This is a genomic window from Nocardioides sp., assembly GCF_964228225.1.
GTDB lineage: Bacteria > Actinomycetota > Actinomycetes > Propionibacteriales > Nocardioidaceae > Nocardioides.
Window position 1 is genome coordinate 38,431 of the sequence record NZ_CAXQZB010000078.1, and the last position, 25,833, is coordinate 64,263.

Sequence of the window (25,833 nt, forward strand, 5' to 3'; positions counted from 1 at the left end):
TGCGCGATCACTTCTCCTCGACGTCCACCACGGTGGCGGGGTCGTCGGGGGTGGTCACGGAGTGCGGCGCCTCGACGGCGTCGGCCACGGCCTCGTCGGGGCTCGCGCCGGCGACGTCGTCGACCGGAGTGGTGGGAGCCGGGGCGGTGGGGGCCGGGGTGCTCGGACGGGCCGGGACCTCGGCGGACTGCCAGTTCTCGCCCCCGCCGGAACGCAGCTTCACCACCGCGGCGACGGCCAGGGCCACGCCACCGGCTACCAGCAGCGCCCGGCCGCGACGCTTCTTGCGCACCGGCGCCGGACGGACCTTCGCCACGGCGGCGTCGGCGGCCTCGGCCGCGGCGGCGCGCGCCTGCTCACGGGCCTGGGCGAGCGCCGGTCCGGCGGTGGCCTGCACCTGCTCGCGAGCGTGGACCAGCGCGGGCAGCGCCCGCTCCTGGGCGGTCTCGCGGGCCGACGCCGCCGCCTTGACGGCCGCCTGCTGCGCCGCCTGCTGGGCGGTGCTCTGGGCGTGGGCGAGCGCCGGCACGGCGGTGTCGTGCACGAACTCGCGGGTCTGCTCCGCGGCGGCCTCCACGTACTCGGTGGCAGCGGCGATCAGGGACTTCTTCTTGCGCCTCGACATGTCGTTCATCCTCTCCAGGCCCGCGGTGGCTGAACCCACCAGGTAACCCATCCCACATCAGCACAGTCCTCCAAGCGGGCCACGGTCCGCCACCGCCGCCGGGGTCTGGCGCAGCCGCTGGGAGGGTCTGGGAGGATCGGAGACGACCCGCCGGGCCCCGCCCGGCCGCCCGCGCGGTGCCCGTGCGGCACCACGAACGCCACGAAAGGCAGTCATGTCCGATCTGCAGGCCGTCCTCAAGACCAACCGGGGCGACATCACCCTCAACCTGTTCCCGAACCACGCGCCCGCCACGGTGCAGAACTTCACCGGCCTCGCGACCGGCGAGAAGGCCTACTCCACCCCCAACGGCCGCACCGGCCCGTTCTACGACGGCCTCGGCTTCCACCGCGTGATCTCCGGGTTCATGATCCAGGGCGGCTGCCCCCTCGGCACCGGCACCGGCGGCCCGGGCTACCAGTTCAAGGACGAGTTCCACCCCGAGCTGGCCTTCACCAAGCCCTACCTGCTCGCCATGGCCAACGCCGGCCCGGGCACCAACGGCTCGCAGTTCTTCATCACCGTGGGCCCCACCCCCCACCTGAACCAGCGCCACACCATCTTCGGCGAGGTCGCCGACCAGGCCTCGCGCGACGTCGTCGACGCGATCGCCACCACCCCCACCGGTGCGATGGACCGCCCGATCGACCCCGTCGTCATCGAGACCGTGGAGATCATCGGGGGCTGACCGGCCCGCGAGACCAGGACGAGGCCGAGCGATGTCCACCCCGCCGCCCGGAACGACGGCGTGCTACCGGCACCCCGACCGTGAGGGCAACATCCGCTGCCAGCGCTGCGAGCGCCCGATCTGCCCCTCGTGCATGCGCGAGGCGTCGGTCGGGTTCCAGTGCCCGACCTGCGTGGCCGAGGGTGCCCGCAGCGTGCGGCAGCCCACGGCGGCCTACGGCGGACGTCGCTCGGCCAACCCGATGCTCACCACCCTGGTGCTCGTCGGGATCAACGTCGCGACCTGGCTCGCCGTCGTCGCCACCGGGTGGCGGGACAGTGCCCTGATCCCCCGGCTGGCCCTGGTGCGCTCAGGGCTGTGCGAGTCCATCGGCACCCCGGGCGCGTTCTACCGCGCCACCGAGCAGGTGTGCGCCACGATCCCCGACGGCCGGTTCGTCCCCGGGATGGAGCAGGGTGCCTACTGGCAGCTGCTCACCTCGGCGTTCATGCACGTCGAGATCTGGCACATCGCGGTCAACATGCTGTCCCTGGTGGCCCTCGGCCCCCAGCTGGAGGCCATCCTCGGCCGGGCCCGGTTCCTGGTGGTCTACCTCGTCTCGGGCCTCGCCGGCTCGGTCGTGGTCTACCTGCTCGCCGACGCCGGTTTCACGGTCGGTGCCTCCGGGGCGATCTTCGGTCTGCTCGGGGCGCTGGTCGTGATCATCCACAAGGCCGGCGGCAGCCTGAACCAGATCGGCGGCCTGCTGCTGCTCAACGCCGTGATCACCTTCACCGTGCCGAACGTCTCCTGGCAGGGCCACCTCGGCGGCTTCCTCGGCGGCCTCGTGACGGCGGCGATCCTGGCCTACGCCCCCCGCGGCCCGCGTCGCACGGCCGTCCAGGCCGCCGGGGTCGCCGGGGTGCTGCTCGTGCTCGGCCTGCTGGTGGCCCTGCGCACCGTCACCCTCGCCTGAGGTCCACCGGCGGCCCGCGGGTGGGCGTCGTGCCGACCGTCTGTGCTGTTCCCCGGCCCGGAAACAGCAGGAACGGTCGGTACGACGGAAACCCCGGGCTACTCGGCGGGGCCGACGGGCTGGGCCGAGGTGCGGCTGATCGTGCCCTCGAATGCCGGGGCGTCGACGGTGTCGGTGGGCGACACCGACCAGGTCAGCTCGATGGCGGGGTCGGCCGCGTCGGCGCGGAAGCCGCCGACGTCGGCGTCGGCGTCGAGGGCGGCGAGCAGGGTGGAGGGGTCCCCCACCGCCTGGATCGTGTAGGGCTGCGGGTACGGCCGGCCCTGCAGCTGCACCGCGCTGCCGCGGCACTTGATGCCGGTGCTGCTGATGATCCGCTGTCCTTGCAGCGTGATCGCCGCGGCGCCGCCGGACCACAGCGCGTTGACCACCGCCTGGAGGTCCTGCTGGTGCACGACGAACAGGTCGAGGTCGGCGTCGGGATCGGCGATGGCGTCCTCGATGCGGTCCTCGGGTGCGTCGCCCATCGTGATCGTCAGCCCGGGACCGCTGACGGCGGTGAGGCCGGCGTCGTCGGACACCTGGGTGGCCAGCTGGCGTAGGCGTCGCACCGCGCGGTCGTCGACGGAGTCGGAGAGCCGGTCGACCTCCTCGCGCAGGTCGGCGGCCTGCCGCTGCAGGGAGGTGTAGTCGTCGGACTCGCGCTGCACCAGGCTCGCGAGGTCGGTGTAACGACCCGGTCGCAGGTCGGTGCCGTCGCTGTTGACGGCGCTGACGACGACCAGCGCACCGCTGAGGAGCAGCACCACCGGGGTGGCCAGGCGCCAGCGGCGACGGGCCCGTACCGGGTCGGATGTGCTCATGCCGACTAAGGTAACCCGCGAACGGTGGGCCGTCCGTGGCGACGCCCGCCCCCAGATCCGATCCCGGGCCCCGTGCCCGTCATGAACAGGAACCACCGTGGCCAAGTCCAAGTCCGAGAGCGCTCCCGTCACCTTCGACCCCGACCGGGGGCCGATCCTCTCGATCCGGTTCCTGATCAGCCTGGTCCTGATCCTCGGCGGCATCGCCTGGATCGCCTTCTACTACGTCGGCGTGCGGGCCCCGATCGACGAGTTCGGCGTCCCGGGCAAGGAGACCGGTCCGGGCTTCCTGCGCGACCTCGACGGCTACAACTACCTCATCGGCTTCGCCGCCCTCATGCTCGGCCTCGCCTTCTCGGCCCACCCCAAGACGCCGCTGGGCCGGGGCCGCGGCGTGGTGGTCGGCATGCTCGGCTGCTTCCTGATCGGACTGGCGTGGATCTGCGTCTACTACGCCATCAACCAGGACCCCTCGTCCGTCCCGATCTTCAACGACCTCGGCCAGAAGAACCTGTTCGTCGGGATCTCGTTCATGGCGGTCGGCTTCACCTTCGCCACCCGCTGGGAGTGAGTTATCCACAGACTTATCCACTGATGTGGACGGAATGACACGCGTGTAGTTCTCCACCGATTCCTCCACAGGCTGTGGACACAGCCCCGGACACGACACCGCCCGGCACTCCTCCTCGGAGTGCCGGGCGGTCGTGCGTCCGGGTCGTGCGGCCCGTCGGTGGGGGCCGCCGGTGCAGAACTCAGTCCCGGGGGACGACGCCGCGCGGGGTGGGCAGCACCGGGTCCGTCGGCGCCGGCGTCGGATCCGGGGTGGGCGTGGGGTCCGGCGTCGGGTCGGGCGTCGGGTCCGGCGTGGGCGGCGGCTCGACGTAGGTGGAGACGAAGATCGTGACCAGCGAGCCCTCGGGCAGGGTGGTGCCCTCGGCCGGGATCTGGTCCACGACCGTGCCGGCCGGCTCGGTGGTGTCGTCGGTTTCGCGCACGTCGGGCTCGAACCCCGCCTCGCGGATCGCGGCGGCGGCCTGCTTGCCGGTGAGGCCCAGGACGCCGGGCACGGCCTCCTGGCCGTCGCTGTAGAACAGCGTGATCCGGGTGTCGTCGGCCACGCTGGTGCCGACGTCGGGGCTCACGCCGATCACGGTGTTGGCGTCCTCGTCGGACTCCTGCACCTGCTTGTCGATCTGGTTGCGGGCGAAGCCGGCGTCGACGAGCTCGGCGATCGCCGCCTTCAGCGGCAGTCGCAGCACCGAGGGGATCTCGATCTCGGGCCGGCCCAGCGAGACCACGAGGTCGACGGTGGTGTTGGGATCCACGAAGTCGCCGCCGGAGGGGGTCTGGCTGATGACCGACCCGCTGGGCACGAGCTCGCTGGACTCGTTGGTGACCTGACCGACGATCAGGCCGGCGTCGCCGATCTCCTGACGCGCGCGGTCCTCGGTGAGGTTGACGACGGTCGGCACCGACACCTGCTCCGGCGAGGCCGGGAACAGGGAGTCCTTGACGAGGAACCAGCCGGCCACGAGCAGCGCGACCAGCAGCAGCCCGAGCAGGACCCACAGCCCGGTGCGGGGTGCGGGCTCCTCGGCCTCGGGCAGCGGTACGGGGTCGGGACCGCGCGGCGGCACCGGCACGGCCGCGGTCAGGGGGCGCACCTGCGTGGCGGCGGTGACCGGCGCGGCCACGACCGGCGGTGCGACCGCCTCGACCGGGCGGCCCGCGAGGTAGCGCTCGATGTCGGCGCGCATCGCGGCCGCGGACTGGTAGCGGTCCTCGACCCGCTTGGCCAGCGACTTCATCACGATGAGGTCGACCTCGGGCGGCAGGGCGATGTCGTGGTCCGAGGGCGGCGCGGCCTGCTCGCGCACGTGCTGGTAGGCCACGGCGACGGGCGAGTCGCCCACGAACGGCGGGCGGCCGGTGAGCAGCTCGTAGAGCAGGCAGCCGGCGGAGTAGACGTCGGAGCGGGAGTCGACCTGCTCCCCGCGCGCCTGCTCCGGGGAGAGGTACTGCGCGGTGCCGACCACGGCCGCGGTCTGGGTCATGGAGTTGGCGGCGTCGCTGATGGCCCGCGCGATGCCGAAGTCCATCACCTTCACCTCGCCCGACGGCGTCAGCATGACGTTGCCGGGCTTGATGTCGCGGTGGATGATCCCCGCGCGGTGGCTGTAGTCGAGCGCGGAGAGCACGCCGCTGGTGATCTCCAGTGCGCGCTCGGGCAGGATCTTGCGGCCCTCGCGCAGGATCTCGCGCAGCGTGCGGCCCGCGACGTACTCCATCACGATGTAGGGCTGGCCGATGCCGGTGAGCGCGTCGACCTCCTCGCCGGTGTCGTAGACCGACACGATCGAGGGGTGGTTGAGCGAGGCCGAGGACTGCGCCTCGCGCCGGAACCGGGCCTGGAACGTGGCGTCGCTGGCGAGGTCGGTGCGCAGGCGCTTGACCGCGACGGTGCGGCCGAGCCGGGTGTCGGTGCCCTTGCGCACCTCGGCCATGCCGCCGCGTCCCAGCAGCTCGCCGAGCTCGTAGCGGCCGCCCACCAGGGGCGCGCCGCCGGGAGTGCTCGCGTCGTTCATCAGCCGGTACCTCCAGCGGTCGGGGCAGGGGGGGACACCGTGCCCGGGTCGGTCGGGAGGACCGGGTCCGTGGGCGTGGGGGTGGGGGTGGGAGTCGGGGTGGGCGTCGGCTCGGGGGCCGTGCCGTTGTAGGTCACCTGGATGGTCGTGCCGCGCGGCACGTCGCCGGCGGGCGTGAGGTCGGTGACCAGGCCGTCGAGGTCGGGGTTGGTGTTCTCGGCCTCGATCAGCTCGACCTCGAGGTCCAGGGCCCGCAGCGCCTGCTCCACCTGCGACGCCGGCTGGCCGACGTAGATGCCCTCGTCGACGAACACGGTGTCGTCCTCGGTGGGCTGCTCGGTGGGCTCGGTCGGCTCGTCCGTGGGCTCCTCGGTGGGCGAGGGGCTCGTGGACGGGGTCTGGCTGACCGACGTCGTGGGCTGCTGGACCACCGGCTCGTCGTCGCCGCCGGTGAACAGCAGGGTGACCACGATCGCGAGCGCCACCAGCAGCACCACCGCGGCGATCGCGAGCCAGGGCGGACCGCCAGGGCGGGTCGTGGCCACGGTGGAGGTGAGGGGGGCGGGCACCGGCACGGCGGCGGTCGTGCCGAGCACCTGGGTGGCGGTGGCGTCGGGCACGGGCACCGGCACTGGGGCGGGCGCGGGGCGCGGGGCCGGCGGCCGGACCGCCGCGGTGCGGGGGTCGCGCAGCGCGGCGGCGAACGCGGCGCCGTCGGGGTAGCGCTCGGCGGGGGACTTCGCCAGCGCGCGGGTGACCACCGCGGCGAGGTCGGCCGGCACGCTCGGCGGCAGGGCGGGCACCGGCTCGCGCAGGTGGGCCAGCGCGGTGGCCACCGGCGAGTCGGCCTCGAACGGGCGGCGTCCCACGAGGCACTCGTAGGCCACCACGCCCAGGGCGTAGACGTCGGAGGCGGCGGTCGCGGGCTTGCCTTCGGCCTGCTCGGGCGCGAGGTACTGGGGGGTGCCCATCACCGCGCCGGTGCGGGTGATGGCGGCGGCGTCGGCGGCGCGGGCGATGCCGAAGTCGGTGACCTTCACCTGCTGGTCGGGGGTCACGATCAGGTTGGCGGGCTTGACGTCGCGGTGCACGATCCCGGCCCGGTGGGCGGCCCCGAGGGCGTCGCCGACCTGCGTGAGCAGGGTCGTGACGGCGGCGGGGGCCAGCGGCCGGTCGGGGATGAGCAGCGCCGAGAGCGGCTGGCCGGGCACCAGTTCCATCACGAGGAACGGCTGCGGGTGGTTCGGGCCGTCGACGGTGGTGCGCTCGCCGACGTCGTAGACCGCGGCGATGCCGGGGTGCTGCAGCGCGGCGGCGTTGCGGGCCTCGGTCTCGAAGCGGGTGCGGAACAGGGCGTCGTCGGCGTACTCGGCCTTGAGCAGCTTCACCGCGACCTCGCGGCCCAGGAGGGTGTCGGTGGCGCGCCAGACCTCGCCCATGCCGCCGGTGGCGATCCGCCCCTCGAGGCGGTAGCGGCCGGCGTCGTCGGCGTAGCGGGCGGCGGGGGTGGGCTCGTTCACTGCAGCACCGCTTCCATCACGGCCTTGGCGATGGGGCCGCCGAGCTGACCGCCGGCGATCTCCCGGCCCGGGGCCTGCTCGATCATGACCGCCACCGCCACCTGCGGGTTGTCCGCGGGGGCGAAGGACACGAACCAGGCGTAGGGGGCCAGGCCCTCGGCGCGCTGGGCGGTGCCGGTCTTGCCGGCCACGGGCACGCCCGGGATGGCGGCCGGCAGTGCGGTGCCGTTGTCGACGGTGGAGACCAGCACCTCGGTGAGGGTCTCGGCGGTCTCGGGGCTGATCGCCTCCGAGAGCTCCTCGGGATCGGTCACCTCGGCGTCGTACTCGGGGGACTGGATCTGGTTCACGACGTAGGGGCGCATGACGACGCCGTCGTTGGCGATGCCGGCCACCACCATCGCCATCTGCAGCGGCGTGGCCTGCACTTCGAACTGGCCGAACCCGGACTGGCCCAGCTGCGGCGGGTTGGGCTTCTCGGGGAAGACCGACTCGGCCTGGCCGGGCAGGTCCTCCAGGGCGGTGGAGTTGAAGCCGAACTTCTCGGCCTGGCGCAGCAGGTCCTCCGCACCCACGTCGATCGCGAGCTGGGCGAAGGTCGTGTTGCACGACTGCTCCATCGCCTGGCGCAGGGTGATCTCACCCGACCCGCAGTCGCGGCCCTCGTTGTCGACCAGGCCGGACTCGCCGCGGGTCTGGGGCAGCTGGAACGTCGCCCCGCCCGGCACGAGCGCGTCGGGACCGCGGTAGCGGCCCGACTCCAGGGCCGCGGCGGCGGTGACGATCTTGAACGTCGAGCCCGGGAAGAGCCGCTGCTGGATGGCGCGGTTGAGCAGCGGCTGGGAGTCGTCGGCGTCGAGACGCTCGTAGTCCTCGGCGGAGGCGGTGAAGTCGTGGGTGGCGAGCTTGTTGGGGTTGAAGCTCGGGATCGAGACCATCGCGAGCACCTTGCCGGTGTCGGGCTCGATCGCGACCACCGAGCCGCGCACGCCGTCGGCCAGCGCCGCGAGGCCGTCGTAGGCGGCCTGCTGGGCGTCGGGGTCGATGGTGAGCTGCACGTTGCCGCCGCGCTGGGCCTGGTTGCTGAACAGGTCCACCAGGCGCGGCAGGAACAGCCGCTCGTCGTCGCCGGAGAGCACCGAGTTCTGCGACAGCTCGATGCCGGTGGCGGAGCCGCGCGTGAAGTAGCCCGTGAGCGGGGCGTAGACGAACGGGGTGGGGTAGGTGCGCAGGTACTGGAACTCGTCGTCGACCTTCACGCTGCGCGCCACCGGGGTGCGGCCCACCAGGATCGCGCCGCGCTCGCTGGAGTAGGCGGCGTTGAGCACGCGGCCGTTGCGCGGGTCGTCGTTGAGGCTGCCCGACTTCACGAACTGCAGGTAGGTGGCGTTGAGCATCAGCGCCAGGAACAGGAACAGCGAGAACACCGCGACGGTGCGGATCGGCTTGTTCACAGCTTGATCACCTGCGTCGACTCGTCGTCGGCGGGCGCGCTCTCCAGGTCCGGCAGCGGCCGGCGGGCGGCGTCGGAGATCCGCATCAGCAGCCCGATGATCACCCAGTTCGCCACCAGCGAGGAGCCGCCGTAGGACAGGAACGGGGTGGTGAGACCGGTGAGCGGCACGAGCCGGGTGACGCCGCCGATCACCACGAAGACCTGCAGCGCGAACACGCTGGCCAGGCCCACGCACACCAGCTTGCCGAAGTTGTCGCGCGAGATGAGCGCGATGCGGAAGGCGCGCTCCACGATCAGGCCGTAGCAGAGCAGCACCGCCAGCACCGCGGTGAGGCCGAGCTCCTCGCCGATCGCGGACATGATGAAGTCGCTCTCGACGTAGGTGACGCGGGTGGGGTCGCCGTTGCCGAAGCCGCGCCCGAGCAGGCCGCCCCAGCCCATGCCGAAGATGCCCTCGACCAGCTGGTCGGAGTAGGGCGGGCGCGGGGCGCGGTAGTAGTCGAAGGGGTGCAGCCAGATGTCGACGCGGTTCTGCACGTTGCCGACCACCCGCCACGCCGCGAGCGCGCCGCCGAAGAACAGCCCGGCGCCCACGACCAGCCAGCCCGGCCGCTCGGTGGCGACGTAGAGCATCACCAGGAACAGGCCGAAGAACAGCAGGCTGGAGCCCAGGTCGTTCTGGAACACCAGGATGCCGAGGCTGATCAGCCACATCGCCAGGATCGGGCCCAGGTCGCGCCCGCGCGGCAGGTCGACGAACAGGATCCGGCGTCCGGCCAGGGCGAGCGCGTCGCGGTGCAGCACGAGGTAGCCCGCGAAGGCGATCACCAGCAGCACCTTGGCGACCTCGCCGGGCTGGAAGCTGAACGGGCCGACGGCGATCCAGATGTTGGCGCCGTTGATGCTCGTGCCCAGCCCCGGCACGCGCGGGGTGAGCAGCAGCACGATGGCGGCCAGGCCCAGGGTGTAGGTGAAGCGGGCGAGCACGCGGTGGTCGCGCAGGATCAGCAGCGCGCCGATGAACAGCACGACCCCGAGGGTCATCCAGATCAGCTGCTTCTGGGCGAAGTCGGTGGTGCGGCCGTCGGCGGCGTAGCCGAGGTCGATGCGGTGGATGACCGCCAGGCCCAGGCCGTTGAGCGCGGCCACCAGCGGCAGGAGCACGGGGTCGGCGTAGGGCGCGACCATCCGCACCGCCACGTGGGCGGCGAGGATCAGCACGCTCAGCCAGCCGCCGTAGCCGGCGAGGTCGGGCGGGATCCGGTCCTCCACGCCGAGGCCGACGGCGGCGTAACCGCCCACGCCGACGGCGAGCGCGAGCAGCAGCAGGAACAGCTCCGCACCGCGACGACGGCGGTGGACGAAGCCCTGGACGGCAGGGTCGAGCGTGCTCATGGGTCCGGCCGCCTCAGCCGCCGCTGCCCGACGCCGTCGGGGACGGCGTCGCGGTGGGCTGGTCGGTGGGCTGGTCGGTGGTGCCGCCGGGCTGGTCGGGGGTGCTCACGGCCACCCGGTCCAGGCCCTCGACGGTGCGCTGGGCGTCGGCGAGGCTGTCGGCGGGGATGCCGTCGGTGACGGTCTCCATGTCGAACTCCGAGAGCTCGTCGAGGGAGATGTCGGAGCGCACGACCACCTCCGAGAGCGGGAAGCCGGGCAGCGAGGCGTCCAGACCGCGGTAGATCACGACGACGCCGTCCTCCTCGCCGACGTAGTACTGCTGCTGGACGTACACCCAGGTGGCGGCCAGGCCGGCCCACACCAGGCCGGCCACGACGACCAGACCCATCAGCATCCGCAGCGCGCGGAACCGGGGCGGGGCCTGGGGGGCGTAGCGCAGCGACTCGGGGTCGTAGACGGGGTCGGTGGGGATGACCCAGCCGATGCCCTCGGGGATGCCGGGGATGTCGGCGAGCTCGGCCTCGATCGGCTCCAGCTCGCCGGTGTCGCCGGAGCGGTGGCCGCGGAACAGCCCGCGCGGCAGTCGGCGCTTGAGCTCGGCGGCGGCGCCGACCAGCAGTGGCTCGAGCTCGGCGACGTGCGGGTCGGCGGCGGCGTCGGCCTCGGTGAGCACGTCGGCCACCAGGCAGGTGACGTTGTCGGAGCTGCCGGCCTCCAGGCTGGCCCGCACGAGCTCGACGGCGGCGAAGTCGGGGGAGCCGGTGGACAGGATGTCGGCGAGGCGGCCGTCGTCGAGCACCCCGCTGGCGCCGTCGGAGCACAGCAGCAGCCGGTCGCCGGGCACCAGCTCGAGCACGAACAGGTCGGGCTCGGCCTCGTGCACGCCGTCGAGGGCCTTGAGGATGAGGTTGCGGTGGGGGTGGGTGCGGGCCTCGGCCTCGGTGATGCGGCCCTCGTCGATCAGGGTCTGCACCAGCGTGTGGTCGGTGGTGAGCTGGGAGATCTCGCCGCTGCGGAAGAGGTAGGCGCGGCTGTCGCCGACGTGCCCGATGCCGACGCGGTGGCCGTCGAAGAGGGCGACGGTGGCGGTGGTGCTGGTGCCGTTGAGGGTGGCGTCGGCGTCGACGACGCGGCCGATCTGCTCGTGGGCCTCGTGCAGCGAGCGGCCCACGCGGTCCAGCAGGGAGTCGCTGGTGTTGGGCGGGGCGGCGTCCAGCATGCGCAGTGCGGAGATCGCGGTGGAGGAGGCGATGTCACCGCGCGCGGCGCCGCCGACGCCGTCGCAGACCGCGAGCACCCACGCGCCGGCGTACCCGGAGTCCTGGTTGTCCTTGCGCACCCGGCCGACGTCGGAGATGGCGGAGTAGGACAGCGCCAGCCGCTGCGGGAGCTCGGTGCCCCGCGGCTGGGTGTCGGGCGCGGTGTCCGGGCCGTCGCCGCCCGCCTCGGTCACTTCTTGAGCTCCAGCACGGTCTTGCCGATCCGCACCTGGGTGCCGAGGGTCAGCGTGGTGGGCTGGGTGATCCGCACGGTGCCGATGTAGGTGCCGTTGGTGGAGCCGAGGTCCTCCACGAACCACTGGTCGCCCGAGGCGGCGATCCGGGCGTGGCGGGTGGAGACGTAGTCGTCGTCGAGGCGGATCTGGGCGTCGTTGCCGCGGCCGATCAGGATCGGGGCCTCGGCCAGCGGCACGGCGATGCCGGCGTTGCTGCCGGCGGTGATGACGACCTGGGTGGGGGCGCCCCGGCGCGGCTTGGCGCGGGCGGCCTTGGCGGGGCGTGCCTGGGCGCCGCGGGCGGCGGGCGCGGCGTTGCGGTTGGAGTCGGGCACCCGGGCTCCGAACATGTCGGAGCGGATGACCGAGATCGCGGCGAGCACGAAGATCCACAGGATCGCCAGGTAGGCGACCCGGATGACGAAGAACGTGAGCTCGTCAGACACCCGACCAGCCTCCTGCGATGGGTCCGGCGTCGACGATGCGCAACCGGATGACGGTGGTGCCGGCCCGGACCTCGGTGCCCTCGCGCAGCGTGGCGCGGGGGACCTTGCGGCCGTCGACCAGCAGGCCGTTGGTGGAGCCGAGGTCGTGCACCTCCACCTGCGGGGGCTGCCCGTCGCGGCCGGCGGTGACGAGGAACTCGGCGTGCCGGCGGCTGATGCCGGGATCGTTGATGCGGATGTCGGCGTCGCTGCCGCGCCCGATCACCACGCCGGGCGGCGTGAGCGGGTGCTGGGTGCCGTTGATCTCCAGCACCGCCTGCGCGCGGCCGACCTGCGTGGGCGTGGCGCTGCCGCTGACCTCGGCCTGGGCGGCGCTGCGGATGCGGAAGCGGCCGGTGGTGAGGTCGGTGGCGGGCTCGAAGTCGATCTTGACCGGGCCGGGGAAGACGTAGCTCTGCGCTTGTGCGTGCTCCTGCAGGGTCTGGCTGAGCTCGCGGGCGAGGGTGGAGTCGTAGGGCGCGAGCCGCTGCAGGTCGGTGGGGGCGAGCTCGACGTGGAAGTCGTTGGGCACCAGCCGCCGGTCGCGCGAGAGGATCTGGGCGTTGTTGTCGAGCTCGCGCTCCAGGGCCGCGGCGATCTCCACCGGCTGCACCGCGCTGCGGAAGGTGCGCGCGAAGGCACCGGAGATCATCGACTCCAGCCGTCGCTCGAAGCGCTCCAGACCACCCATCCGGGCACCTCCTCGCGCATCGTGGGGCGTCGTGCCGACCCGTGTACCGGCATGACGACAGCCGGCCCCGGGGCCGGTCGCGTCACCGATGCTACCGATCCGGCCTCCCGCTGGCCCGTCCGACGCCGCGGCGCGGCGCCGTCCGACGTGCGCCGCGCGGGCCCGGTTTGGGGAAGCGGCACGGCCTCCGATAGTCTGCGCTGGCTACTTGCGCGAGTGGCGGAATAGGCAGACGCGCACGGTTCAGGTCCGTGTGCCCGAAAGGGCGTGGGGGTTCAACTCCCCCCTCGCGCACCACACCAGGGGAAGTCGACCTGGATCACGAAGCCGGGTCCTCCCAGGGCCCGGCTTCGTGCGTTGGGGGCCGGGAGCGATCGGAGCGGGCGACCCACGAGGCGACCGTCTTTGCGCGACGGCGGTGGTCCGCGATGTCATCGGTCCCGTGGTGAGGCCCCTTGATGAGGTGGTGCGCGACCGAATGTCGCCCGTGCTCCGGGAGGCCGGCTTCAAGCGCCAAGGTCGTTGGTTCCGCCGTGAGAACGATCGCGGCGATGTGGCGTCCGTGTACGTGCAGCCGTTCAGGCTCGGGGTCCATGACGCGGAGTTCTTCGTCAATCTGTATGTCCTGCCGAAGATCTGGCGGGACTTCACCGCCAGGAAGGGCTCGAGCGAGGCCATGGGGCTGTGGCAGGACCGGCTCCGGGTGCCGGGCAGGCTGCCTCTACGGGCGGACCACTGGTCCTTCGACCTGTCGGACGAGGCTGCAGGCCGACTCCTGACCGACACCCTCGCGGCCCGGCTCCCGGAGCTCCTCGCGCTCCTCGATCCGCACGTGCTGCTCGACTACGCCCGCACAGCCCCCCAGGCACCAGGTCGCAAGATCACGGTCCATCGGGGGATGTCGGTGGCGGCACTGCTGGCGTCCCTCGGCCCGAGCGACGAGCTCGACCGCCTGCTGCGGGAGCTGGCCCAGGAGCCCGGCGGCGTCCTCGCGGACGTCATCTCCGACTTCGTGGACTTCGTCCCCACCTGGGTCGCCACCCATCGGCCCTCGCCCTAGGTCCGCTGCGAGGATCAGGCCGCGGGGGCCGGCGTCGCTCGACCCACCGGTCGCACTCCCTGCCGTCGAGCCGTGTGGTGCGGTCGCGATGAGCCCGAGAGCCGACCACGGTCGGAACCGTCGGTCGGCCCGGGCAGGTTGAGGAGGAGATCACGGTGAAGCTGTTGTTGACCTCGGGCGGGGTGTCGAACGAGGCGCTCCGCGCCGAGCTGGTGGGTCTGCTGGGGCGCCCGATCGAGGAGGCCACGGCGGTGTGCATCCCCACCGCGATGTACGGCCATCCGTACGCGGGACCGGGGGAGCGGGTCTGGGAGTTCGTGGCCGGCCGGTCGGCGCAGCCGATGGTCGACCTCGGGTGGCGGTCGGTGTCGTTGCTCGAGCTCACGGCGCTGCCGAGCATCGGGGGCGAGCGCTGGCGTGAGCTGGTCCGCTTGGCCGACGCACTGCTGGTCTCCGGCGGGGACGCCCTCTACCTGGCGCACTGGATGCGCGAGAGCGGGCTGCTGGACCTGGTGCCCGAGCTCGGCGACACCGTCTGGGTCGGCATGAGCGCCGGGAGCATGGTGCTGACCCCGCGGATCGGGCCTGAGTTCGTGGGTTGGGAGCCGCCAGGCGGCGGTGATGCGGCCCTCGGGCTGGTCGATTTCTGCCTGTTCCCGCACCTGGACCACCCCGACCTGACCGAGAACACCCGCGCCGCCGCCGAGGAGTGGGCGGCCGGGCTGGGCCACCCCGCCTACGGTCTCGACGACGACGGCGCGGTGGTGGTGGACGGCGACGACGTGCGGGTCGTCTCGACCGGAACCTGGTGTCGGTTCGGCTGATCGTCGCGGCCGGGGTGGGCGTCGTACCAACCGTTGGTGCTGCTTTCGGCCCGGAACACAGCACAGAAGGTTGGTACGACGGAGCCCACGGAGCCCACGGAGCCGACGGAGGCGGTCTCCACAGGCGGAGCTGGAGGCCTCGGAACTGTCGGTGGTCCCGTGTTGACTTCTCATATGGAGATGGCCACCCCGGATGCGAGTGTTGCGGTGTTGACGCATGCCGCTCGCACCGCGCTGGGCGCGGCGGTGGGTGGGGAGGTGTGGCGTCTCGGGGCTGCTGAGAGCCTGACGGTGCTGCGGGAGCTGGCCGAGCTGGAGGCCGTCACCGCGGCCCTGCGGGCGCGAGTGCTGGTGCATGCCGAGGGGATCGGCGCTCATCAGGATTCCGGCGCGGAGACCGTCGCCGTCTGGCACGCCCGCGCGACGCGCACGACGGTCGCTCAGGGGCGCGCGGTGCTGCGGGAGGCGGTCGCGCTGGAGGGCCGGCCGGACGTTGCTGCCGCGTTGGCCTCAGCGGAGGTCACGCCGGCGCAGGCGAAGGTGATCGTGGACGCGGTGGCCGAGGTGCCCGAGGTCGATCGGGATCGTGCGGCCGAGTTCCTGCTGGAGAAGGCCGCGTCTCATCACGCGAAGGACCTGCGGGTGCTGGGGCAGCGGATCTGGGAGGTGCTGGATCCGGTGGCAGCGGATGCGCGGGAGTCGGCGGCGTTGGAGCGGCAGGAGGCACGGGCCGCGGCGCGGGTGCGGTTCTCGATGGTCGAGCACGACGACGGCACGGTCGAGGGCTGGTTCCGGGTCCCGGTGCTGCACGGCGCGATGCTGCGCAAGATGCTCACCGCGATCGGCGCACCCAAGGCCAAGCGCGCCGCGGAGGGTGCCGGGTCCTACGACCCGACATTGCGTACCCCGGCACGGTGGGGCCAGGCGTTCTGCGACCTGCTCGAGCGCATCCAGGACTCCGATCTGCCCGACCGCGCTGGCTGCGGCGCCACCGTGGTGGTGACGATGACCATCGAGAACCTCACCGCCCAGCTGGACCAGGCCGGGCTCCTCGACACCGGGGAGAAGATCTCCGCCACCGCCGCCCGCAGGCTCGCCGCGACGGCCGGGATCATCCCCGCCGTCCTCGACGGCACCGGCATGGTGCTCGACTGGGGCCGCACCCGCCGCTTCCACACCAGGGCGCAGCGGATGGCGATCGCGACGATGCACCGCACCTGCGTCCACCTCGGCTGCGACGTCCCCGCCAGCCACTGCGAGATCGACCACGACCCGCCCTGGGAATCCGGCGGAGGCACCGACCTCACCGGCAAGCCACGATGTCCCCGCCACCACCGCGCACGGCACCAGGATGACGGCGGGCCCTAGCCTGCGCTCATGGTCGTGATCCGCTCCCCGCTCGCCCTCGTCCCCGGAGGCCCGGTGCTCGCCGCACCCTGGCGCGCCGCGACGCCGTCCTCCGCACGGGACAGCGGGACGGACGCTGGAGCGGCCGAGGTGGTGGTGAGCCACACCGTGTTCACCCACGACCGGGTGCGCGACCTCCCGGCGATCGCCCGCGACGCCGAGCGGATGGCGCGGGTCTGGCGTCGCAGCGACGGCGCGCTGTGGCTGCGGCAGTGGACCCAGCCGACGCGGCGCCTGCTCGGCGATCTCACGGTGTGGCGCCGCGAGGAGGACCTGCGGACCTTCGTCGCCTCCGCCGAGCACCGGGTGGTCGTGACCGCCTGGCGCGCCCGGATGCGCGGCCCCCACCACACCTGGCCCGTCCCCACCGAACCTCAGGCGGACGGCTCGGTCGACCTTGACGCCGTGTGGCGGGCGGCGCTCGCTCTGCTCGGCTGAGCATCAGCCGTCGGGTGGCAGAGCGCGTTGCCCGACGACGCTCCGTCATCCGTCGTGTTCGGCATCGGTGATGCTGCCTGCCCGCCGGAATCATGGGCCTGGAGGAGCCGCAACTCGGCCGCGGCTCAGCTCGGACCCACGACACCGACCAGGACGCCGACGACCACCCCCAGGCCCGCCGCGCCGGCGAGGAGAGCACCCCGGGCGCGGCGCGACAGGTCCGCGTGGCGCCACGGGCCCAGGAATGATCCGAGCGTGAGGATCGCCAGGACCACCCCGAACACGCCGTTGGTCGGCCGTGGTGAGCCGGCCGTGACCAGGACCGTGACGAGGTAGGCCAGCACGTAGGGGAGGAGGACCCGGGCGGGCATCGTGCCCCACTGGGCAGCGGCGAGGTCGAGGCGCTCTCGTTCGGGGCTGCGGTCCGACATGGGGGCTCCTCTCGCAGGTGAGCGGTCTCGACGAGGTTGATGCCCCGGATCCGCCGCGCGATTCCTTCCGCACCCACCGACCCCGAGGGAGGGGTGCGGGAACCGTAGGCTTCTGCGTCGTGGGGGACTCTCGGCGCACCCAGCAGGAGCGGCGCGACGCCATGCGCGCGCGGCTGCTCGAGGCCGCCATCACGGTCCTCACCGAGCGCGGGTACGCCGCGACGACGGCCAAGAACGTGCTGAGCGAGGCCGGGGTGTCCGCGGGCGCGCTGTACCGCTACTTCCCGAGCCTGGTCGACCTGGTCATCGAGGCCGCCGAGGAGATCCGGCGTCGCCAGTTCGCGGCGGTCGGGGAGCGTCTCGCCGAGGGCGGCGACCTCAGCGAGGAGGTGCTGGTCGACCTGCTGCGCCGGGTGAGCCGGATGCCGGTCACCGGCGGGTGGTACGACCTGCTCGTCGCCGCGCGCACCGACGCCGACCTGCGCGAGCGGCTCGCCGCGTTCACCGAGCGCTACCACGACGACATCTGGGCCCTGGCCCGGAGCCTCCCGCTGGCGCAGCGCTGGGAGGAGCCGGCCTACCGGATGGTCGTGTTCTCGCTGGTGCACCTGTTCGACGGCGAGGCCATCGCCGCGCCGCTGCACCCGGAGCCCGAGCTCGAGGTCCGCCGCACCGAGGCCCTCGCGGCGCTGCTGCGCGGCGGTGCGATCCCGGGGTACCGCCCCGTCGATGGGCCCACCGCCTGACCCCAGCGAACCCGGCACTGAGCGAACGAACGTTCGCTATGATCGCGTCAGCCGATCGGAGTCGGGGACCTGCGGGCGCCACGCGCCATGGGGACCCGGTGCGGCGCGCGAGGCGGCCCGACCTCCTCAGCGGCGTCACGGCGGCCCTTCCTGATCTCCCCCCGGGATCGGAGGCGGGCCCCGGGACGACCGGGTCGGACCCGCCGGGCGCGTCGCCTCCGATCGGTCCTCCGGTCTGTCTCCCGGTCCGTCCCCCGGTGGTCACCGGGTGCGTGGGGGGTGGTCCGGCACCCCGTACGATCTGCAGGCCGCCCGGAGTCGTGCGGCTCGATCGCGATCCAGGAGCCCCACCCGCATGGCGAAGTCCCCCGACCGGAACATCCGGCGTGCCAGCCCGTCCCGCACCCGCCAGCACCTGCGCCACGGTCTGGTGGTCGGCCTCGTGGTGCTCGTCGGTCTGGGTGTCGCCATCGCCGCCGCGGTCCTGCTCCAGCGTCAGCTGACCAGTGACGAGGGCGCCTCCGGCGACCGGTTCGTCGTCGCCGACCTGCCCGACGCCCTCGCCCTGCCGGAGGCGCCGCGCTACGTCGCGCTCGGCGACTCCTTCAGCGCGGGCCTCGGCATCGCGCCCGCCGCGGCCGAGCAGCCCGGCTGCGGCCGCTCGACGAACAACTACCCGAACCTGCTGGCGCGCCGCATCCAGGCCGCCACGCTGGTCGACGCGACCTGCGCGGGGGCGAGCACCGCCGCCTACTACGACGTGCAGGCCACCAGCGATCCCCTCGGACCGCCGCCCCAGCGCGACGCCATCACCCGCGACACCGACCTGGTGACCGTCGCGCTCGGCGGCAACGACGACGACATCTTCGGCACCCTGATCGACCGCTGCCCGAAGGTCGCCTCGCTCGATCCCGAGGGCTCGCCGTGCGTGGACTCCCTCGACGTCGACCTGCTGGCGCGCGCCGAGGAGGTGCGCGGCCGCGTGCTCGACGTGCTGCGCGACATCCGGCAGAGGGCCCCCGATGCCGTGATCCTCTACGTCGGCTACCCCATGATCTTCGAGGGCGACACGTGCGCCGCCATGGGCTTCGCCGCCGGGGACGCCGCGTACGCCAGCAAGGTCTTCGCCCGCATCGACGAGGTGCAGCGCGAGGCCGCGGCCAAGGCGGACGTGCCATTCATCAACCTGCGCTCGGCCACGGTCGGGCGGGGGATCTGCGGGGAGGACCCGCTCGTGGCCGGCTTCGAGCCCACGGCGTTCTCGGCGGCCGCCTGGCACGCCGGCTCGGAGATGGCCGGCTTCGTGGCCGACACGCTGGCCTCGGTCCTCACCGTCGGCTGACCCGCGCCGGGCGGGTCGGGACCGGGTCGGACCGGGTCGGAGTCAGGCCCGCGCGGTGGCGCGCACGGCCGCGGCCCAGCCGGGCACCACACGGTCGTAGGTCAGGTCGCCCGCCCGACGCCGTGCGGCGGCGCCGAGCCGGGAGCGCAGGTCGGCCGAACCCAGCACCGTGGCCAGCGCGGCGGCGAGGGCGACGGCGTCGCCGGGCGGGTAGAGCCAGCCCGACGTGCCGTGCTCGATCAGCTCGCGGGGCCCGCCGGCGTCGGCGGCGATCACGGGCAGCCCGCACGCCATCGCCTCCAGCACCACCTGGCCGAACGGCTCGGGGCGGGTGCTGGCGTGCACGACGGCGTGGTGACGGCCCAGCGCGCCGGGCACGTCGGCCACGTGGCCGTGCCAGTGCACGGCGGACGCCACCCCGAGCTCGGCGGCGCGGGCCTGCGCCTGCTCGCGGTAGGCGACGTCGCGGGGGAACAGCGCGTCGCCGTAGAGGTGCAGCTCGGCCCGGGCCAGTGCGCTGTCCGCCGCGGCGTCCGTGCGCAGTCGGGCCCGCGCCTCGATCGCGACGTCCTGGCCCTTCCAGGGCGAGATCCGGCCCACGAGCGCGAACGCCGGGGCGACGTCGTCGGCGGGGGGCGCGGCCGGAGCGGCCGGCAGGTCCACCGGGCACGGCACGTTGACCGCCCGTGCACGCTGCCGGGGGCGCAGCGAGTCGCGCGTGGCCTCGGAGTTCACCAGCACCGTGGCGGCGCGGGCCACGGCGGTGTGCAGCGCCGCCCGGTTGGCGCGCCCGAAGCTGTCGGCGGCGATGCGGTCGTGCACGTGCAGCACCACCGGGATCCGCGTGCCGACCAGGGCGGCCGTCATGAGCACGTGAGCCTTGGCGGAGTTGGTGTAGACGACGTCGGGTGCCGCGCCGCGCAGGTGCGCGCGGAGCCGGCGCACGGCGGCGGGCAGCGCCGTGGCCGCGCGGGCCAGCTGACCGCCCGAACCGCCGGCGGCGACGTCGGCCACCTCCGCGGCCAGGGTGAGCACCTGCACCGGGCAGCCGATGCCCTCCAGCCGCTCCCGCAGCGGGCCGTCCTCGAGCAGCAGCACCGACACGTCGAGCGCGCCGTCGTCGCCGGCCAGATCAGCGTGGGCGAGCATGCCGTGCAGGAACAGCTCGGCACCCGAGAGCGCGGCCGAGTGGTCGACCACCAGGACGCGGGGCGCCCCGGGACGTGCCGTGGCGGTCACCCGCGCCGGCCGCGGCCCTTGTCGCTGCGGTACTCGTAGTAGAGCCCGCTGTTCACCGGCACCTGGTTGAGCACGACGCCCACGAGGTTGGCGTCCACGGCCCGCAGGCCGTAGTGCGCGCGCCGCAGGTCCATCCGCTTGGTGCGCTTGGCCTGGGCCACCAGCAGCACGGCGTCGCTCACCGTCGCCACGATCGCGGCGTCGGTGACGGCCACCAGCGGCGGGGTGTCGATGATGACGCGGTCGTAGCTGGCCTTGAGCGTCTCGATGAGGTTGCTGAACACCTGGGTGCCGAGCAGCTCGCTGGGGTTGGGCGGGATCGGACCGCTCACGACGGCGTCGAAGTAGTCGCTGCTCTGGATGGCGTCCTCGAGCGGCACGCGGCCGGCGACGACGGTGGAGAGGCCCACGTCGTCGCTGACGCCGAGCAGACGCACCAGCGAGGGCCGTCGCAGGTCGGCCTCGATGAGGATGGTGCGCTGGCCGCTCTGGCCCAGCGAGGAGGCGAGGTTGGCCGCGGTGAGGGACTTGCCGTCGCCCGGGAGCGCGCTGGTGACGGTGATGACCCGCGCCGGGTTGTCGGGGTCGATGTAGGACAGGTTGGTGCGCAGCTTGCGGTAGGACTCCGCCCACACCGTGTTGCTCGGCGTCGCGTCGAGCAGCGGCTGGGCCGAGACGTCGCTGTTGGTGGGCACGTGGGCCAGCGTCGGCAGGCCGGTGGCCTCGGTGACGTCGCCGTCGTCCTTGATGGTGGTGTCCAGCGCCTCGCGCAGCGCGGCCAGCGCGACGCCGATCAGCAGGCCCAGCACGAGCCCGAGGGTGAGGTTGAGCGCCGGCACGGGGGAGCGCGCGGAGGTCGGCGGGATCGCCGGCCGCGTGACGCTGACGCGCACCGGCGAGCTGCTGTCCTCGCGGGTTCGGTCGAGGTCCTCGACCACCGAGGCGAGGTTCTCGGCCACCGTGTTGGCGATGAGCGCGGCCTGCGCCGCCGACGGGTCGTCGACCAGCACGGAGAGGAGCACGGTGTTGGGCGCCACCTCGGCGCTGACCTCGTCGGCCAGCTGCTGCGGGGTCACGCCCAGGCCCAGGGCGTCGATCGTGGGCTGCAGGACCAGCGGGGAGTCGACCAGGTCGGGGTAGGACTTCACCCGCTGCGAGGCGAACTGCCCGGCGAAGCTGAGCTCGCTGGCGGTGCCGCTGGAGTCGATCGCCACGAACAGCTGCGTGGACGCGCGGTAGACCGGCGTGGCCTGGTAGGTCAGACCGGCGGCGGCGAGGATGCCGACCAGGACGACACCGATGACGATGCGCCAGCGCCGTGCCACCACGGCGAGAAACTCGAGCATCCAAGATCCTTCGTTCGCGGTGGCCGTGCTCCCAGGCCATTCCCGGGTGAGTATCGCACGCGGAGGCCGGCCTCCACGCCAGGAGGCGCCACTCTGGGCACCGGGTGCGCAGCGTGGACCACGGCGGGCCACGACGGGCCGAGGCGGGCCAAGGCGCGGACCACGGCTGCTCGGGATGTCGGCCGGGCCCGTGCGCGCTCGGTACAGTGGAGCGCCGCGCGGTCGCGCGGTGACGGGGGACACCGACCCCAGCGAGGGAGGGGCGCACGCCATGGCCGCACGCGAGCAGCGCGGGCGTCGCACCGCCCTGCCCTCCGCTCCGTCGGAGGGCACCACCACCGCGGTCCTGGCCACCCTGCTGGCCTGCACGGCCGTGGTGCCGCTGATCCCGCTGCTGGTGCGGGTCGACCCCAACCACGTGGCGCCCACCGTGGCGCACGCGGCGCTGTGCGGCGTCGGCGCCGGCATCGCGGTGTTCCCGCGCTTCCGCCCGATGCTGCTGATCGCCTCGGTGTTCCCCTACTGCTGGCTCGTGCTGCCCTCGATCTACCAGATCGCCACCACCCAGGCCGCCTGGGGCGACGCCGGCGTCACCACGCAGTTCAGCGCGACGCTGCGCGCGCAGCTGGTGCTGGCCCTCGCCCAGGGCTGCCTGCTGGTGGGCTACCTCGCCTACGGCCGCCGCGCACCCCGGCCCGAGCTGGCCTGGCGCATCGCCCCGGGTCGCCGGCGTCGGATGACCCTGCTGGCCGGGGTCTACCTGGTCGGCGCCCTCGCGCTCACGCCGCTGCTGGTGAGCGCGGCCGGTGGGCCCGGCGCGCTGTTCTCCTCACGCAACACCGTCGGCGAGAACGCCGCCTCCGCGGGCCTCGGCACCGACACCCAGGTGCTGGGCAGCCTCGTGCGCGTGGCCCCGAGCGGGTTCGCGATCGCCGCGAGCGTGCTCGCGCTCTGGCTGATCCGCGCCACGGTGAAGGGCACCCGGGAGCGGGCGCTGGCGGTGGGCCTGAGCGGCGTGGCGTTCCTGCTCCTGCTGATCGTGGCCAACCCGTTCACGACCCCCCGCTACTTCGTGCTCGCGGCGTTCGGCACCTTCATCATCGCCCTGCTCCGACCGCGCGGGAGTCTGGTCGCCTTCGGCTGGCTCGTGATGGGCGTCGTGGCCCTGCTGCTGGCCTACCCGGCGGCCAACTACTTCCGCTACGGCGAGGCCCTCTCCGGGCCCGAGCAGATGCTCGCCAGCCCCGACTTCGACGGCTTCCAGCAGATGGTCAACACCGTCACCCTCGTCGACGCCCAGGGCTGGGACTTCGGCCTGCACCTGCTCTCGGCGATCTTCTTCTTCGTCCCGCGCGCCTTCTGGGCGGCCAAGGCCGAGCCGAGCACCTTCGAGATCGCCGGCGCCCGCGGCTACGACTTCCTCGACCTCTCCACCCCGTTCCCCGCCGAGACCTACCTCGCCTTCGGCTGGGGCGGGGTGATCGTGATCATGCTCGGCGTCGGGGCGCTGTGGGCGTTCCTGGACCGGCACTGGCTCGACCAGTCCCGGATCGCGGTGATCGCCGGCTACCTCGCCGTGGCGCAGGTCGGCATGTGGCGCGGACCGTTCGGCTCGCTGTCCGGCGTGTTCGGCTTCACCGTCGGGCTGCTCGTGGTCGCGGTCTTCCTCACCACGGGCAATCCCGACCTCGACGAGCCGGGCGACCCGAACGACGCCACGGGGCCCGACGCGGTGCTGCCGGGCGAGGTGCGCGGCGGCCAGCGACGTCGTCGTCGCGGCGCGCTCACCGGCGCGGGGACCACCGCCCGGCGCACCTCCCGCGCCGCACGTGCGCCGCTGAGCTGACCCCCGGTCGGGGCGGTGCCGGGCGCCCCGGCGTCCGCATTGGCCGATGCCCCCGCGAGGATCCGGGGCGCCGCCTACGATACGGGGGTGCGATCCCCCGTCCTCCCCCGCCCCGACGCCTCCAGCGCGGCCTCCGGCCGCCGCCGAGAGGCCCCGCGCGCCTCCTCCACCCGCGGCGACATCCAGGGCCTGCGCGCGGTCGCCGTCGGCCTCGTGATCGCCAACCACGTCTTCGACGTGCCCACCGGCGGCTTCGTCGGCGTCGACATCTTCTTCGTCCTCTCGGGCTTCCTCATCACCGATCTGCTGCTGCGCGAGCACCACCGCGAGGGCCGGATCAGCTACCTCGACTTCTACCGCCGCCGCGTGCGCCGCATCGTGCCGGTCGCCACGCTCGTGCTGGCCGTCACGATCGCCTCGACCTACCTGCTCTACAGCGGGGTGCGCGGCAAGGAGGTCGCCACCGACGGCCTGTGGGCCTTCGGGTTCGTGGCCAACTGGCGCTTCGCCGACGTCGGCACCGACTACTTCGCCAGCGGCGGCCCGGTCTCCCCGCTCCAGCACTACTGGTCGCTCTCGGTGGAGGAGCAGTTCTACGTCGTCTGGCCGACGCTGCTGGTGCTCACCCTGGCGGCCGCGGCGCTCATCGGCGGGCGCCGGCTGCGCACCCCCCTGGTCACCGCGGTCGTGCTGATCGTGGGCGGCGCGTCCTTCGTCTACTCCCTGGCCCACACCGTCGACTCGCCCACCGTGGCCTACTTCTCCACCCTCGACCGCGCCTGGGAGCTGCTGGTCGGTGCGCTGATCGCCGTCACGGCCGGAGCCTGGTCGCGGCTGCCCGACCTCCTGCGCCCGGTGCTGGCCTACGCCGGCCTGGCCGCCATCGTGGCCTCGGTGGCCCTGATCGGGGAGGGCGACCCGTTCCCGGCCCCGTGGGCGGCCCTGCCGGTGTTCGGCACGGCGGCGGTCGTGGCCGCCGGCGTCGGCCGGGAGTCGCGGCTGCTCTGGCCGCTGCAGAACCGGGTGGCCCGCTACCTCGGCGACATCTCGTACTCGCTGTACCTGTGGCACTTCCCGCTGGTGATCCTGCTGCTGGCCTACTTCCCCGACGGCGGGCTCACCTACCAGGTCGTGGCACTGGCCTCGACGCTGGTGCTCTCGGTGTTCAGCTACCACATGGTCGAGAACCCGATCCGGCACTCCTCCTGGCTCGAGCCACGCTGGAAGCGGGTCCTGCACAACGGCCCCGCCAACCACTCCCACCGGCTGGCCAACACCTGGCTCGCCATCGGTGCGGTCGTGGCGGTCGTGCTGTCCGCGGCCGCGGTGGCGGCGCCGGAGTCCGACACCGCCGACCAGCAGCTGCTCACGGCCGCCCCGGCGACGACCGAGCCGGGCCAGACCACGGTGGACGACCCGCAGCAGCAGTACCTCACCGAGCGGATCACCCAGACCCTGCAGCTGAACAAGTTCCCGACCCTCACCCCGTCGGCCGACCAGCTCGGCATCCAGCAGTGGTTCGCCGACATGGAGGACTACGGCTGCGTCGCCGTGGTCGAGGCCAACTACGGCGACTGCTCCTTCGGTGACGCCGCCGCGAAGAGCACGACCGTGGTGTTCGGCGACTCCATCGCGATCGCCTGGATGCCCGCGGTGCGCGAGGCGCTCAGCGACGTCAGCCGGATCCAGCAGCTGACGCTGCAGGAGTGCCCGCCCTTCGACATCGTCACCAACAAGTTCAGCGGTGGGGCGTTCCCGGAGTGCCAGGCGTTCCGGCCCTGGGCGGTGGGTCAGATCGAGGACCTCGACCCCGACCTGGTCATCATGTCCTCCACGATCCTCTACGCCTTCGGGGCGCTCAGCGACGGCGCCACGGGTCCCGCCGCGCTCGACGAGATCTCCGCCGGCCTCAAGCGCACCCTGCAGCAGATCAGCGCGCCCGGCCGCACGATCGTCTTCCTCTCCGCCCCTCCGGGCGCCGGCGACCTCTCCGCCTGCGCCACGAAGGTCGGCTCGCCCGACGACTGCGAGCTGCAGGTGCCCCAGGAGTGGTACCAGTACAACGACACCGTGCGCGACGTCGTCGAGGCCGCCGGCGGGGTGTTCGTCGACACCCGCGACTGGTTCTGCGTCGACGACTTCTGCCCCGGCTTCATCGGCACCACCCCGGCCTTCGTGGACGGCGAGCACCTCACCGTGCAGTACTCCAAGCAGCTCGGACCCGTACTGCGCGAGACGCTGCGGGCCGACCTCGGCGCGGCCGAGGGTGCGGGCGACAAGGGTGGCCAGGGCGGCAAGGGCGGGAAGGGCCGCCGCGGCTGAGCCGTGGATGCCCGGTCCGCCGTCCGGCCAGC

23 protein-coding genes and 1 tRNA gene are annotated in these 25,833 nt (G+C 73.3%); 12 read left to right on the forward strand and 12 right to left on the reverse strand.

Annotated elements, in window-relative coordinates; all coding sequences use genetic code 11:
• Window positions 1-7: 7 nt before the first annotated feature.
• Entirely contained in the window at window positions 8-625 is a 618-nt protein-coding gene (locus tag ACERUJ_RS17920; protein WP_370250248.1) for a hypothetical protein, read from the reverse strand.
• A 214-nt stretch (window positions 626-839) separates the two neighbouring features.
• On the opposite strand from ACERUJ_RS17920, the gene ACERUJ_RS17925 reads away from it, so the two are divergent.
• Together ACERUJ_RS17925 and ACERUJ_RS17930 are read left to right on the forward strand one after the other, a co-directional pair.
• Complete coding sequence (locus ACERUJ_RS17925) at window positions 840-1,352, forward strand: peptidylprolyl isomerase (protein ID WP_370250249.1); 513 nt, start codon at window positions 840-842, stop codon at window positions 1,350-1,352.
• 31 nt (window positions 1,353-1,383) lie between these two features.
• Window positions 1,384-2,307 (forward strand): rhomboid family intramembrane serine protease, encoded by a 924-nt coding sequence (locus ACERUJ_RS17930; protein WP_370250250.1) that lies wholly within the window; start codon window positions 1,384-1,386, stop codon window positions 2,305-2,307.
• 98 nt (window positions 2,308-2,405) lie between these two features.
• Here the strand turns inward: ACERUJ_RS17930 and ACERUJ_RS17935 are convergent, their stop codons facing one another.
• Window positions 2,406-3,170 carry a DUF881 domain-containing protein gene (locus tag ACERUJ_RS17935; protein WP_370250252.1) on the reverse strand — a complete coding sequence of 255 codons (765 nt, stop codon included), beginning with the start codon at window positions 3,168-3,170 and terminating at the stop codon, window positions 2,406-2,408.
• Between the two features lie 97 nt (window positions 3,171-3,267).
• Here ACERUJ_RS17935 and ACERUJ_RS17940 point away from each other — a divergent pair, with 97 nt between their 5' ends.
• A complete protein-coding gene (locus tag ACERUJ_RS17940) occupies window positions 3,268-3,741 on the forward strand; it encodes a cell division protein CrgA (RefSeq protein ID WP_370250253.1) in 474 nt (157 codons plus the stop codon).
• 181 nt (window positions 3,742-3,922) lie between these two features.
• Here ACERUJ_RS17940 and pknB read toward each other — a convergent pair whose 3' ends face one another.
• Genes pknB through ACERUJ_RS17975 form a run of 7 tightly spaced genes read right to left on the reverse strand, consistent with a single transcriptional unit; the run spans window position 3,923 to window position 12,800 of the window.
• A complete protein-coding gene (pknB, locus tag ACERUJ_RS17945; RefSeq protein ID WP_370250254.1) occupies window positions 3,923-5,755 on the reverse strand; it encodes a Stk1 family PASTA domain-containing Ser/Thr kinase in 1,833 nt (610 codons plus the stop codon).
• Entirely contained in the window at window positions 5,755-7,275 is a 1,521-nt protein-coding gene (locus ACERUJ_RS17950; protein ID WP_370250256.1) for a protein kinase, read from the reverse strand. Before ACERUJ_RS17950 ends, pknB begins: the two co-directional genes overlap by 1 nt.
• Window positions 7,272-8,729, reverse strand: coding sequence for a peptidoglycan D,D-transpeptidase FtsI family protein (locus ACERUJ_RS17955; protein ID WP_370250257.1), 1,458 nt, complete (start codon window positions 8,727-8,729; stop codon window positions 7,272-7,274). The genes ACERUJ_RS17950 and ACERUJ_RS17955 overlap by 4 nt, the downstream gene beginning before the upstream one ends.
• Complete coding sequence (locus ACERUJ_RS17960) at window positions 8,726-10,126, reverse strand: FtsW/RodA/SpoVE family cell cycle protein (protein WP_370250258.1); 1,401 nt, start codon at window positions 10,124-10,126, stop codon at window positions 8,726-8,728. The genes ACERUJ_RS17955 and ACERUJ_RS17960 overlap by 4 nt, the downstream gene beginning before the upstream one ends.
• 13 nt (window positions 10,127-10,139) lie before the next feature.
• Window positions 10,140-11,582: a PP2C family serine/threonine-protein phosphatase gene (locus tag ACERUJ_RS17965; protein WP_370250259.1), complete on the reverse strand. Its 1,443-nt coding sequence runs from the start codon at window positions 11,580-11,582 to the stop codon at window positions 10,140-10,142.
• Window positions 11,579-12,070 (reverse strand): FHA domain-containing protein, encoded by a 492-nt coding sequence (locus ACERUJ_RS17970; protein WP_370250260.1) that lies wholly within the window; start codon window positions 12,068-12,070, stop codon window positions 11,579-11,581. The genes ACERUJ_RS17965 and ACERUJ_RS17970 overlap by 4 nt, the downstream gene beginning before the upstream one ends.
• Window positions 12,063-12,800: an FhaA domain-containing protein gene (locus ACERUJ_RS17975; protein WP_370250261.1), complete on the reverse strand. Its 738-nt coding sequence runs from the start codon at window positions 12,798-12,800 to the stop codon at window positions 12,063-12,065. Before ACERUJ_RS17975 ends, ACERUJ_RS17970 begins: the two co-directional genes overlap by 8 nt.
• 210 nt (window positions 12,801-13,010) lie before the next feature.
• Between ACERUJ_RS17975 and ACERUJ_RS17980 the strand changes: the two genes are divergently transcribed.
• The 5 genes from ACERUJ_RS17980 to ACERUJ_RS18000 all read left to right on the forward strand — a co-directional run bounded on the left by ACERUJ_RS17980 (window position 13,011) and on the right by ACERUJ_RS18000 (window position 16,529).
• Window positions 13,011-13,097: transfer RNA gene (locus ACERUJ_RS17980), tRNA-Leu, on the forward strand.
• Window positions 13,098-13,218: 121 nt separating this feature from the next.
• Complete coding sequence (locus ACERUJ_RS17985; RefSeq protein ID WP_370250262.1) at window positions 13,219-13,860, forward strand: DUF4304 domain-containing protein; 642 nt, start codon at window positions 13,219-13,221, stop codon at window positions 13,858-13,860.
• A gap of 155 nt (window positions 13,861-14,015) precedes the next feature.
• A complete protein-coding gene (locus ACERUJ_RS17990; RefSeq protein ID WP_370250263.1) occupies window positions 14,016-14,684 on the forward strand; it encodes a Type 1 glutamine amidotransferase-like domain-containing protein in 669 nt (222 codons plus the stop codon).
• Window positions 14,685-14,894: 210 nt separating this feature from the next.
• Entirely contained in the window at window positions 14,895-16,052 is a 1,158-nt protein-coding gene (locus ACERUJ_RS17995; RefSeq protein ID WP_370250264.1) for a DUF222 domain-containing protein, read from the forward strand.
• A 9-nt stretch (window positions 16,053-16,061) separates the two neighbouring features.
• Window positions 16,062-16,529 carry a hypothetical protein gene (locus ACERUJ_RS18000; protein ID WP_370250265.1) on the forward strand — a complete coding sequence of 156 codons (468 nt, stop codon included), beginning with the start codon at window positions 16,062-16,064 and terminating at the stop codon, window positions 16,527-16,529.
• A 125-nt stretch (window positions 16,530-16,654) separates the two neighbouring features.
• Here ACERUJ_RS18000 and ACERUJ_RS18005 read toward each other — a convergent pair whose 3' ends face one another.
• Window positions 16,655-16,960, reverse strand: a complete 306-nt coding sequence (locus ACERUJ_RS18005; RefSeq protein ID WP_370250267.1) for a hypothetical protein — start codon at window positions 16,958-16,960, stop codon at window positions 16,655-16,657.
• Window positions 16,961-17,079: 119 nt separating this feature from the next.
• Between ACERUJ_RS18005 and ACERUJ_RS18010 the strand changes: the two genes are divergently transcribed.
• Complete coding sequence (locus ACERUJ_RS18010; protein ID WP_370250268.1) at window positions 17,080-17,706, forward strand: TetR/AcrR family transcriptional regulator; 627 nt, start codon at window positions 17,080-17,082, stop codon at window positions 17,704-17,706.
• Window positions 17,707-18,061: 355 nt separating this feature from the next.
• Window positions 18,062-19,048, forward strand: coding sequence for an SGNH/GDSL hydrolase family protein (locus tag ACERUJ_RS18015; RefSeq protein ID WP_370250269.1), 987 nt, complete (start codon window positions 18,062-18,064; stop codon window positions 19,046-19,048).
• A 42-nt stretch (window positions 19,049-19,090) separates the two neighbouring features.
• Here ACERUJ_RS18015 and ACERUJ_RS18020 read toward each other — a convergent pair whose 3' ends face one another.
• The gene (locus ACERUJ_RS18020; protein ID WP_370250270.1) at window positions 19,091-20,287 is read right to left on the reverse strand and encodes a glycosyltransferase; all 1,197 of its coding nucleotides are present in this window, start codon (window positions 20,285-20,287) and stop codon (window positions 19,091-19,093) included.
• Window positions 20,284-21,633 carry a polysaccharide biosynthesis tyrosine autokinase gene (locus tag ACERUJ_RS18025; protein WP_370250272.1) on the reverse strand — a complete coding sequence of 450 codons (1,350 nt, stop codon included), beginning with the start codon at window positions 21,631-21,633 and terminating at the stop codon, window positions 20,284-20,286. The genes ACERUJ_RS18020 and ACERUJ_RS18025 overlap by 4 nt, the downstream gene beginning before the upstream one ends.
• Window positions 21,634-21,904: 271 nt before the next feature.
• On the opposite strand from ACERUJ_RS18025, the gene ACERUJ_RS18030 reads away from it, so the two are divergent.
• On the forward strand, window positions 21,905-23,479 hold the full coding sequence (locus tag ACERUJ_RS18030) for a hypothetical protein (RefSeq protein WP_370250273.1): 1,575 nt from the start codon (window positions 21,905-21,907) through the stop codon (window positions 23,477-23,479).
• 87 nt (window positions 23,480-23,566) lie between these two features.
• Window positions 23,567-25,801 carry an acyltransferase family protein gene (locus ACERUJ_RS18035; protein WP_370250274.1) on the forward strand — a complete coding sequence of 745 codons (2,235 nt, stop codon included), beginning with the start codon at window positions 23,567-23,569 and terminating at the stop codon, window positions 25,799-25,801.
• Window positions 25,802-25,833 lie beyond the last annotated feature (32 nt).